Source organism: Herpetosiphon sp., from assembly GCF_003512625.1.
In the GTDB taxonomy this organism is placed as follows: Bacteria; Chloroflexota; Chloroflexia; order Chloroflexales; family Herpetosiphonaceae; genus Herpetosiphon; species Herpetosiphon aurantiacus.
In genome coordinates this window covers 1-9,390 of the sequence record NZ_DOPT01000005.1, presented here as the reverse complement: position 1 = coordinate 9,390, position 9,390 = coordinate 1, and the positions used below count along the sequence as shown (strand labels likewise).

General features: G+C 52.2%; 9 protein-coding genes, 1 pseudogene and 1 riboswitch. Of the genes and pseudogenes, 7 read left to right on the top strand and 3 right to left on the bottom strand.

Going from position 1 to position 9,390, the window contains the following annotated elements; all coding sequences use genetic code 11:
- Positions 1-29: 29 nt before the first annotated feature.
- The 3 genes from DEF47_RS01090 to DEF47_RS01080 all read right to left on the bottom strand — a co-directional run bounded on the left by DEF47_RS01090 (position 30) and on the right by DEF47_RS01080 (position 2,307).
- Entirely contained in the window at positions 30-758 is a 729-nt protein-coding gene (locus tag DEF47_RS01090; RefSeq protein WP_012189991.1) for a DUF1990 domain-containing protein, read from the bottom strand.
- A complete protein-coding gene (locus tag DEF47_RS01085; protein ID WP_012189990.1) occupies positions 751-1,392 on the bottom strand; it encodes a DUF1990 family protein in 642 nt (213 codons plus the stop codon). Before DEF47_RS01085 ends, DEF47_RS01090 begins: the two co-directional genes overlap by 8 nt.
- Positions 1,393-1,731: 339 nt before the next feature.
- Positions 1,732-2,307: a cysteine hydrolase family protein gene (locus tag DEF47_RS01080; protein ID WP_012189989.1), complete on the bottom strand. Its 576-nt coding sequence runs from the start codon at positions 2,305-2,307 to the stop codon at positions 1,732-1,734.
- 293 nt (positions 2,308-2,600) lie between these two features.
- Between DEF47_RS01080 and DEF47_RS01075 the strand changes: the two genes are divergently transcribed.
- From DEF47_RS01075 to DEF47_RS01040, 7 genes and pseudogenes are all read left to right on the top strand, one after another.
- A complete protein-coding gene (locus DEF47_RS01075; RefSeq protein ID WP_012189988.1) occupies positions 2,601-3,890 on the top strand; it encodes an NAD(P)/FAD-dependent oxidoreductase in 1,290 nt (429 codons plus the stop codon).
- Positions 3,891-3,905: 15 nt separating this feature from the next.
- A riboswitch (TPP riboswitch) is annotated at positions 3,906-4,020 on the top strand.
- Positions 4,021-4,099: 79 nt separating this feature from the next.
- Positions 4,100-5,410: pseudogene (cytX, locus tag DEF47_RS25250) on the top strand (putative hydroxymethylpyrimidine transporter CytX).
- A 1-nt stretch (position 5,411) separates the two neighbouring features.
- Positions 5,412-6,224, top strand: a complete 813-nt coding sequence (thiM, locus tag DEF47_RS01060) for a hydroxyethylthiazole kinase (protein ID WP_012189987.1) — start codon at positions 5,412-5,414, stop codon at positions 6,222-6,224.
- The gene (thiE, locus tag DEF47_RS01055; RefSeq protein WP_012189986.1) at positions 6,211-6,831 is read left to right on the top strand and encodes a thiamine phosphate synthase; all 621 of its coding nucleotides are present in this window, start codon (positions 6,211-6,213) and stop codon (positions 6,829-6,831) included. The genes thiM and thiE overlap by 14 nt, the downstream gene beginning before the upstream one ends.
- Positions 6,832-6,834: 3 nt before the next feature.
- Positions 6,835-7,350 (top strand): energy coupling factor transporter S component ThiW, encoded by a 516-nt coding sequence (thiW, locus tag DEF47_RS01050; RefSeq protein ID WP_012189985.1) that lies wholly within the window; start codon positions 6,835-6,837, stop codon positions 7,348-7,350.
- Entirely contained in the window at positions 7,343-8,692 is a 1,350-nt protein-coding gene (locus DEF47_RS01045; protein WP_012189984.1) for an ABC transporter ATP-binding protein, read from the top strand. The genes thiW and DEF47_RS01045 overlap by 8 nt, the downstream gene beginning before the upstream one ends.
- Entirely contained in the window at positions 8,689-9,354 is a 666-nt protein-coding gene (locus tag DEF47_RS01040) for a CbiQ family ECF transporter T component (RefSeq protein WP_012189983.1), read from the top strand. The genes DEF47_RS01045 and DEF47_RS01040 overlap by 4 nt, the downstream gene beginning before the upstream one ends.
- The last annotated feature ends 36 nt before the right edge of the window (positions 9,355-9,390 follow it).

Genomic DNA, 9,390 nt, shown 5'->3' with positions numbered 1-9,390 from the left:
GGGCTAGGGGGTGAGGGAACGCTGTTAGTTCACGATGCTTGGTTTTCGATAACTTCGGCTAGTTGTTCAGCGGCTTCGGGATTGTTGGCGGTGCTTTGAATGGGCGTTGGTTGGCTGGCTTGGCTTGGCACACCAGCCAAGGCTTCTTGCACCAAGGTTTGCATTCGCTGCATTGCATCACGGGCAAAGCGCAATTGCAAATGCCGCCCAAACAACTTAAAGCCTAGCCAATAGAATGGGTTGCGAATGCGCCCGGTTTGCGAAAAGGCATGAATTCGAAATAGCACTTGGCCGGTTTCAAGCAATTTAACGATCGTAAATTCAATTTGGCCACGCTCGAAATGGCCTTGCAAGGTTTGATAGTTGTAGCCCCAAACCCGCTCAGGGCCGTGCTCAGTCTCGCGAGTTTCGTCGATCACACCGCCAATTTTTACCCCAAAATAGAAGCTAAAGCCCAAAAATGTGCCACGTAGCAGCATAATTCGTTGTTCGAGCGGCTGGTCGGGAATAAAAATTCCAGTGATTAGATCAGGAGGTGGAAAGCGATATTCGCGCAACACCGCGCAGGCTGCTTGCCATGAGCCATGAGCTTGGGGCTGGCCTGGCGGTTCAGGTGGCAATTCAGCCTCATAATCATCAACATTCCAGCCATTTTCCTTGGTATATTCGTGGACGCGCTGCAAATCGAAATTTAGCTGGGCATCGCGATAGGCCTCAATTTGTTGGCGATATTGTTGCCATAATGGTTGTTCAGTCATGAATTACTACCTCGCCCTCCGGCGTTTGTTCAATTGTGCTGGTTTGAATTTCGCCGAGCTGTTGGGCTTGGGCAAATTCAACCACTCGTTGGCAAAAGGTGCTCCAAACTTGGGTTTGCACTACTTTGCCAATGCGATAGGCCATTTCAACCAAGCCATCGCGTGAACGCGCTTCCGAAGCGATTTCAAAACGCCATGTATTGGAGCGCTCAGGGTGTGGTTTAAGCTCAAAATGAATTTGCCCGGCCTCGGGATGACCCTCAAGCGTACAAAATCCAAAGCGCAACGGCTGGCTGGTGGACACCCGTACCGATCCATTCCACGGTCCCAAAATCGCAATATCATACTCATCGCCAACCTGCATTACCCGCTCGTTGCCCGTAGCTTTGCGAAAATCAGCGAATAAACCAGGGCTGAAATCTGGCAAATTGGCCTTGATATGCTTAACTAAGCTTTCGGGCGATTGATTGAGCGCCTGAAAATCGACCCAGTAGCGGCGGCGATAGAGTGAACCACTACCGGCTTGTGGCGTTTGAGTAGCTTTTCCACGCTTGAAACGGCGCTGCCAAAGTTGCACCAAGCCGATTGCCCCCAAGCCCAGTCCGAACATCCAGCCAAATTGCCGTCGTTGCATTGTTAACCTCATTGTAACTCAGTTGCTGCTGGCACTTTATGCAAAAACAGCACCACGATTTTAGGCTTTGAGTTAAACCACAACAACGCGGATTATCAGAATGACTGGTTGATCTGCTGAGATATGCGTGGATTGGCAGCATGAATTATTGGTTAATCTCTGGAAACTGCATTAGGAGTGAAAATATTAATGGCATGACGTTCGGGAATAGAAATTGTGGGTTATACGCTGATTGAATCATATTATCGTCGTAATTGAGAGACTCAGCATGGGGATTAGGGGAATGACTAAAACTGATTGCTTGAATCATTCCCCTACCCTAGGCACATCATGTGAGATCTACTGTTCGCCACCTGGACGCGCGAAGTTGATTTGTTCAGCAGATGCTATGCCATTCGTGCGATCCGGATAGGATAGCCACTGCATGGCAATATTGAGATCTTGAACAATAGTTGCGGCTTCGATCGTGCTGCCGTTCTCCAATTCGATCGATCCGGTTGTGTGTGCATCGCTGATCAACGTGAGATCGTACCCGCGTTCGAGCACACCATAGGCGGTGGCGCGAATGCACCAATTGGTTGCTGCCCCTGCCAGCACAATATGCGAGACCTCTAACGCCGCCAGTTCTTCCGATAAGCTGGTTTGTTCAAACGATGAATTAAAATGCTTGTGAATTCGTGGCTCGCCTGCGGCAGGTACTAGCTCGGGAACCCATTGCCACTGTGGACTATCGGTCGGCATTTCCTCATCAGTGTGTTGAACCCACAGCACGGGAATGTTTTCAGCGCGAGCACGTTCCACTGCGTGGGCAATATTCCCGATGACCCGAGCGGCTTCCCACGTGCCATTCATAACACCGACCTGGACATCAACGACCACGAGTGCGGCCTTGTTACCTTCGCGAATAGTTGCCATATATGCGGCTCCTTTAACACAATTCAATAGTGGTATTATAGCACGTATGTGCGATTTTGATGAATTTTCAACCTTCTAAGTGATGATTATTCCGTAGATTGCCACACACATTCTGAAAGGCCAATGCAAGCGCTAGATGATACGAAAGCTCGCCCGTTGGCCTGAAAAATGCCCTGTTCGAGTTGAACAAGGCATTTTTGTAACTCATTATGTGAAAAATCGTACAAATTACCTATTGTTATTTACTTCACAAAGGTGTAGAATCGATATGCGGTAACAACAGGAGGCCGAGTATGCAAAAAGTGATTATTATTGGGGCGGGCTTTGCGGGTCTGCGAGCTGCCAAAACCCTGGCGGGCAAAAAAGTCGATGTGTTATTGATCGATCAACAAAATTATCATTGTTTTCAACCGCTACTGTATCAAGTGGCGACGGCTGGCTTGGAGCCAGAGCAAATTGCCTATCCGGTGCGCGGAATTATGCACAATTGGCCGGGCGTGCGCTTTTTGATGGCTCGTGTGGAGCAGATTGATCGCGCTAGCAAACACGTGGTTACCACGATGGGCAGCTTCGACTATGATTATTTAATTGTCGCGGCGGGCGGCCAAACCAATTATTTTGGCAACCGTGAAATCGAGCAACATAGCTTTGGCTTGAAAAATTTAAATGATGCTGAGCAGTTGCGTAATCACTTGCTAAGTATGTTTGAACGTGCAGCTTACGAACGTGATCCACAGGTGCGCCAGGCCTTGCATACATTTGTGGTGGTTGGTGGAGGCCCAACCGGCGTTGAATTAGCCGGAGCAATTCGCGAGTTGGTCAAACACGTTTTGGTGCGTGATTTTCCCCAACTTGAAAATAGCCAAGTGCAGGTGATTTTGCTCGAAGCTACCGATAAAGTGTTGGGTATGTTGCCAACCCGCTTGCAGCAAAAAACGCTTCAGCGCTTGGAAAAAATGGGCGTGCAAGTGCGTTTGAATACTGCCGTCGAGGGAGCCAGCGCCGATCAGGTCTATCTCAAGGGTGGCGAGGTGATTGCTAGCCATACCCTGATTTGGGCCGCAGGCGTGCGTGGAGTTGAGTTGGCCCAAAGCCTCGAATTGGCCTTAGCACGCGGCAATCGGGTGCAAGTTCAGCCCGATTTGCGCTTAGCCGACGATCCAAATGTGTTTGTTGTTGGCGATCTGGCCTATCTTGAGCAGGCGGGCAAGCCCTTGCCGCAAGTTGCGCCCGTGGCAATTCAACAGGCAGTTACGGCAGCCAAAAATATTTTGCAACAGCGCCAAAACCAGCCCACCCAAACTTTTATCTATCGCGACCGTGGCTCGATGGCGACGATTGGCCGTAATGCAGCGGTGGCGCATATTTTTGGCCTGCAATTTTGGGGCTTTCCAGCGTGGGTGGTGTGGTTATTTATTCACCTAATGAGCTTGGTTGGCTTTCGCAATCGGCTAGTGGTGCTGATTAATTGGGCCTACAACTACTTCTTCTATGATCAAGCGATTCGTTTGATTACCGCCAATCGCAAGCAAGCCGATTTTGACGTAGCGCCAGCTTTGGATATAATGCAAACCAACAACTAAATGGTGTGGTTACCACACCAAAGCTAGGGGAGCCAAGTGAGCTTGGCTGAGAGGGCGGACCGATCGATGCCGCTAACCCTCAGAACCTGATCTGGTTTATACCAGCGTAGGGAAGCGTTTGACGATTGGAAACCATCGCTAACCTTACCCGTTGGCGATGGTTTTTTGTTGCTCAACGCCTACCGCACGCCCGTGTGGAGGTGCTTTTTATGCAGGAATCGCCTGATTCTGTGCTTGATCCGATTGCCAAGGATCAACGTTCGTTTGGGTTCCACGATTGTTTTGCTTTGTGGTCGAGCCTTGGGGTGGGCTTGCTAGTGCTGAGCGCTGGCGCATTGCTTGTGCCAAGCCTGAGTTTTGGCATGGCCTGTTTGGCGATCGTGCTTGGCTCGGCGGTTGGTGCTGCGCTATTGGCCTTGGTTGGCGTGATTGGCAGCGATACAGGCTTGCCAACCATGGCTTTATTGCGTCCAGCTTTGGGTATTCGTGGTGCGGTTGCTCCTACAATTGCTAAGCTCATCCAATTAATCGGTTGGGGTGCCTTTGAAATTATTGTGATGAGCGAGGCAACCGATGCGATTGCCCGTAGCGCTGGGCTTGATCTGCCCGCCAGCATTTGGACGGTCGTTTGGGGCGTGCTGGTGACGGCTATGGCCTGGGGTGGGCCACTGACAATTGTGCGGCGGTTTTTGCGTACCTGGGGCATTTGGTTGGTCACTGGCTCGGCGCTTTGGCTGACCTACCAAGCCTTTTAATTAACCAGTTTGGCTGAGTTATTTGCCCATCAAGCAACTGGTGAGTTGGGTTTTGGCACGGCACTCGATCTGGTGATTGCGATGCAACTTTCGTGGTTGCCCTTGATTGCCGACTATACCCGCTACTCCAAGGGTGCGCGGCCAACCTTTTGGGGCTGTGGCTTGGGCAATTTTGCCGCGAATGTTTGGTTTTATGGCTTGGGTGTGGTTTTCACCCTAAGCTTGGTGGGCCAACAAGTGTTGCCAGCAATTTTGGGCGCGGCTGGGGGAGCCTTGGCTCTAAGCCTAATTTTGGTTGATGAATCGGATAATGCCTTTGCTGATATTTATTCGGCGGCAGTTTCGGCGGGCCATTTGAGCAGTCGCATTAGCCTCAAAATGCTAGCTTTAGCCTTTGGCTTAATTTGCACTGGAGTGGCCTTGGTTGTGCCAATGGCGCGGTATGAAGGCTTTTTATTGCTGCTTGGCTCAATTTTCGCACCGCTGTTTGGCATTGTGCTAGTCGATCATTTTGGGTTGCGCCAGCGTCAACTTGACGTAACCGAACTAGATCGCGTCAATGGGCGGTATTGGTATCAGGCTGGTCTGAATTGGCGCGGCTTTGTAGCTTGGATTCTGGGAATTGGCCTGTTTCATGGCTTGAATGCTTGGTATCCGACCTTTGGTGCGACGATTCCAAGCCTTGTGAGCGCTGGATTGATCTATTGGGGGTTAGGCAACATTGGTTTGTTTACCAAGCAATCGGCCTTGCAACGTGCGGCCTAAATTGTTGACACCAAGCAGCATTGCCGATTGTTGGCATTCATTACGCCAGCAACGCCCGTTGGTGCATGTTGTGCCAAATTTGGTGACGGCCAATGATCTGGCCAATGCCTTGCTGGCGGTTGGTGCTGCGCCAATTATGGCGATCGAGCCAGCCGAATTTAGCCAGTTGCCCAATCGCGCCCTTGTTTTGAGCATGGGCACGCCAACGATTGATCGAATGCAACTACTTGCCCAAGCCGGACGAGCTGCCCAAGCCAAAAATCTGCCAATTGTGCTTGATCCGGTTGGAGTTGGTGCGACCGTTTGGCGCAAACAAGCGGCCTTGGCATTAATCGCTACGGTGCAGCCAACGATTCTGCGCTTGAATTTGGGCGAAGCCTTGGCTTTGCTCGATCAAACGGGTGTGGCCCATGGCGTTGATGTCGGTCACGCTTGGCATGATCCAAGGCTGGTGGCAGGCCAATTGGCACGGCGCTATGGCTGTGTAGTTGGCCTAACGGGCGTAATCGATGTGGTTAGTGATGGTATGAACTGGATTCAGCTTGAGCATGGGCATCAATGGCTGAGCCAAATTACTGGCGCTGGTTGCATTGTAACCAGCCTGATTGGCGCACTTGCTGCGGTTATCAATGATGTTATGTTGGCGACTGTCAGCGCAATCGCTGGCTTCGGAATGGCGGCTGAAGTTGCGGCTATGCATGCGCTTGGCCCAGCCAGTTTTCGGGTGGCCCTGTTTGATCAGCTTGGGGCAATTGCTGAATTAATTGATAACAGTCGGCTTAGCTATCGTATGGAGCAGCATGATGCAGATTGATTGGCGTTTGTATGCGGTGTTGGATACCGCCACGCTTGGCTCGCGCGACCCTTTGGCCATGACGGCGGCGCTGCTGGCTGGCGGGATTGGGGTATTACAACTTCGTGCCAAAAATCTGTCCGTGCGGCAAACCGCTCAGCTGGCCCAAGCGATCCTGCCACTCACCAAGATTGCCCAAATTCCCTTGATTATCAATGACGATTTAGGCTTAGCCTTGGCGGTTGGGGCTGATGGCGTGCATTTGGGCGTTGATGATTTGCCCTTGGATTTGGCTCGCGCCAGTTTCAAGGGCTTGATTGGCTACTCGCCTGAGGGAGTGGCCGATGCCCAACGGGCTGAAAAATTGGGCGTTGATTATCTTGGGGTTGGGCCATTTGCTGCCACCACTACCAAACTTGATGCTGGTGCGCCCTTAGGTCAGGCAGGCTTGCGAGCAATTGTTGAGGCGGTGGATTGCCCAGTTGTGGCGATTGGCGGAATTGCTCAACATAACGTTGCAGAAGTGCGAGCTTGCGGCGTGGCTGGCATTGTGGTGGTTTCGGCCTTGTTGAATGCGACCAATCCAACCCAAGCTTGTCGTGAATTTCTCGCACATTATAAGGAATGATAGATGACCAGTTTAATGCAAAAACAGCGTCAATCAACGCGACGCTTGGCCTATAGCATTGTTTTGGCAGCCTTGGGCTTAGCACTCTCGCCCATTAGCATTTCCACCGGCATTGCCAAAATCTCGCCAACCCAGCATCTGATCAACGTGTTGGCGGCGGTGTTGGTCGGGCCATGGTGGGGCTTGGCGATTGCCTTCGTGATGGCGTTGGTACGCAATTTGTTGGGTACTGGCACGCCCTTGGCCTTCCCTGGCAGCATGATCGGCGTGCTTTTGGCGGGCTTGCTCTATCAACGTTGGCGCAACGATTGGTTGGCAGTGCTTGGCGAGGTGATTGGCACTGGCCTCATTGGCGCGACTGTGGCGGCGTTGTTGGTTGCGCCGTTGGCAATGGGCAAAAGCCCAGCCTTGATCGCCATGCTCACACCGTTTGCAATTTCAGCCTTAGTTGGGGCGTTGTTGGCCTTGGCCAGCCTTGGATTATTGCGCAAAGCCCGTTTATTGCCCGCCGATGAGTGAGCTTGTTGTCGTTGAGAATTATCGCTTTCGCTATGCCCAAGCGCTAGTTGAGCTTGGGCCGTGGTCATTTGGCTTGGCGCAGGGCGAATGTGTGTTGTTGCTGGGAGCCAATGGCGCTGGCAAATCGACGGTTTGCCGCCTGCTCAATGGCCTAATTCCCTATCGCTATGCTGGCCAACAAACTGGCTCAGTCAGCATTGCGGGTCATGCGACTGAGCAACTTAATTCGCCGACGTGGAGCCAATTGGTTGGCAGCTTGAGTCAACGGCCTGCCAACCAAATTTTGGGCCACACGGTTGCGCGTGATCTGGCTTGGAGTTTGGCGCAACAAGGCTTGCCGCGTCCAACGATCGCCGCCAAGGTCAGCGAGTTGGCGGAGCGTTTTGGTTTGCTTGAGCTGCTGCAACGCCAACCGCAAAGCCTTTCTGGCGGCGAGATTCAGCGTTTGGCCCTTGCCAACTTGTTGGCTCGTAACCCAATTTTGGTGGTGCTTGATGAGCCATGTGCTGCTTTGGATGCGGCAGGTGTGCAGTTGGTGCGCCATGTGATTCAGCAATTGCAACAGCAAGGTACAACCGTTGTGATTGCCGAGCAACGCCCGCAATTGCTGCGCGATTTGGCAACCCGCGCCTTGAGCTTTGAAAAGGGCCAATTAATCTACGATGGGACTGTCTCTGCAATTGTTCAAAACGAAGAATGGTCTGTTGTACAAAATAAGCTGAAAATCAAGCCAATGCTGACATGGCATAAACTTGGCTACAAGCGTAATCAACGCCCAATTTTTGCCAACTTTAGCGAGCAACTGGATTGTACCCAGGTTGGTTTGGTTGGGCCGAACGGTAGCGGCAAAACCAGCCTCTTGCAATTAACCAGCGGCGTGCTGCGCCCCCAAACTGGCTGGATCTGCTATCAACAGCGCCCAATTAATCAACAACGGGCTGATCAACGGGCTACCTATCTTGCTAGCCCGCCACAAGATCTGCGCAGCTTTTTCTATCGGCCAACGGTGGCAGAAGAACTAACCTGTGCTGACCCAACCTGGCGGGAGCAGTTGATCGAGCGTTTTGGCTTGGCTGAATTATTGGCACGTTCGCCGTTTCAGTTGAGTGGAGGTGAGCAACGGCGAGTTGCTTTAGCCTGTGCGCTGTTGCACAAACCAAAAATTTTGTTGCTCGATGAGCCAACCGCAGGCTTGGATTATGCAGGCCGCTGGCAATTGCGTGAGCTGTTACAAACCTTGGCTCAACAGGTGTCGGCTTTGATTAGCAGCCATGATCTAGCTTGGCTAGCCAGCTTAACGTCGCGTTGGTTGCGCTTGCCTCAGGCAACGGCTGGCGCATGAACGAGCCATTCCCAACTGCTCAGTTTTGGCATCCACTGGCCTGTTTGGCCTTGGTTGCTGCGATTGGTCATAGTTTGCTTTGGCTTGATGCTTGGTGGCAGCAATTATTGGCGCTGAGCTTGATCTATGGCTGGCTTTGGTGGCACATTCGCGCGGCAATTTGGCCGCATGTGGGGTTGATGCTGCTCAGTTGTGGCTTGCTTGGGCTGAGTTTAGGCCTGAGCGGCACATGGTCGCTTGCGCTCCAAGCCAGCTTGCGACTGGCATGCTTGGGTATTGTTGGTTTATGCCTGTTTATGTTGGTTGAGCCAAGCGCCTTGATCGACAGTCTATACCAACTGGGCTTGCCATTAAATCTGGTGCGTTTGCTCGAAGGTAGCTTGAGCACACTGCCCGCGATGCTGCGAATTGTCCAACAAACGCGGGCTAGCTTGGCGACCCGAGGTATGCGCACTGATCGCTGGTATCTGTTGTGGAATGGGCGTTGGCTGGTTTTGCCGATTTTAGCCCAAGCCTTGCAGCATGCCGATGATTTGGCCGAAGCCTTGCATACCCGTGGCCTGAGCGACCAACGCCCGACCATATTGCAAGCCTACCCGTGGCGTTGGCAAGATTGGAGTTTGCTTGTGCTCAGTGGTCTCAGTTTGCTAATTTGGTTCTGATTCCCTCACCCCCCGCCCGCCGCAGTGGGAGAGGGG

Excerpts from the sequence above, each read along its gene's own strand:
- DEF47_RS01090 (WP_012189991.1), bottom strand. The coding sequence starts at position 758 with ATGACTGAACAACCATTATGGCAACAATATCGCCAACAAATTGAGGCC.
- DEF47_RS01085 (WP_012189990.1), bottom strand. The coding sequence starts at position 1,392 with ATGCAACGACGGCAATTTGGCTGGATGTTCGGACTGGGCTTGGGGGCA.
- DEF47_RS01080 (WP_012189989.1), bottom strand. The coding sequence starts at position 2,307 with ATGGCAACTATTCGCGAAGGTAACAAGGCCGCACTCGTGGTCGTTGAT.
- DEF47_RS01075 (WP_012189988.1), top strand. The coding sequence starts at position 2,601 with ATGCAAAAAGTGATTATTATTGGGGCGGGCTTTGCGGGTCTGCGAGCT.
- thiE (WP_012189986.1), top strand. The coding sequence starts at position 6,211 with ATGATGCAGATTGATTGGCGTTTGTATGCGGTGTTGGATACCGCCACG.
- thiW (WP_012189985.1), top strand. The coding sequence starts at position 6,835 with ATGACCAGTTTAATGCAAAAACAGCGTCAATCAACGCGACGCTTGGCC.
- DEF47_RS01045 (WP_012189984.1), top strand. The coding sequence starts at position 7,343 with ATGAGTGAGCTTGTTGTCGTTGAGAATTATCGCTTTCGCTATGCCCAA.
- DEF47_RS01040 (WP_012189983.1), top strand. The coding sequence starts at position 8,689 with ATGAACGAGCCATTCCCAACTGCTCAGTTTTGGCATCCACTGGCCTGT.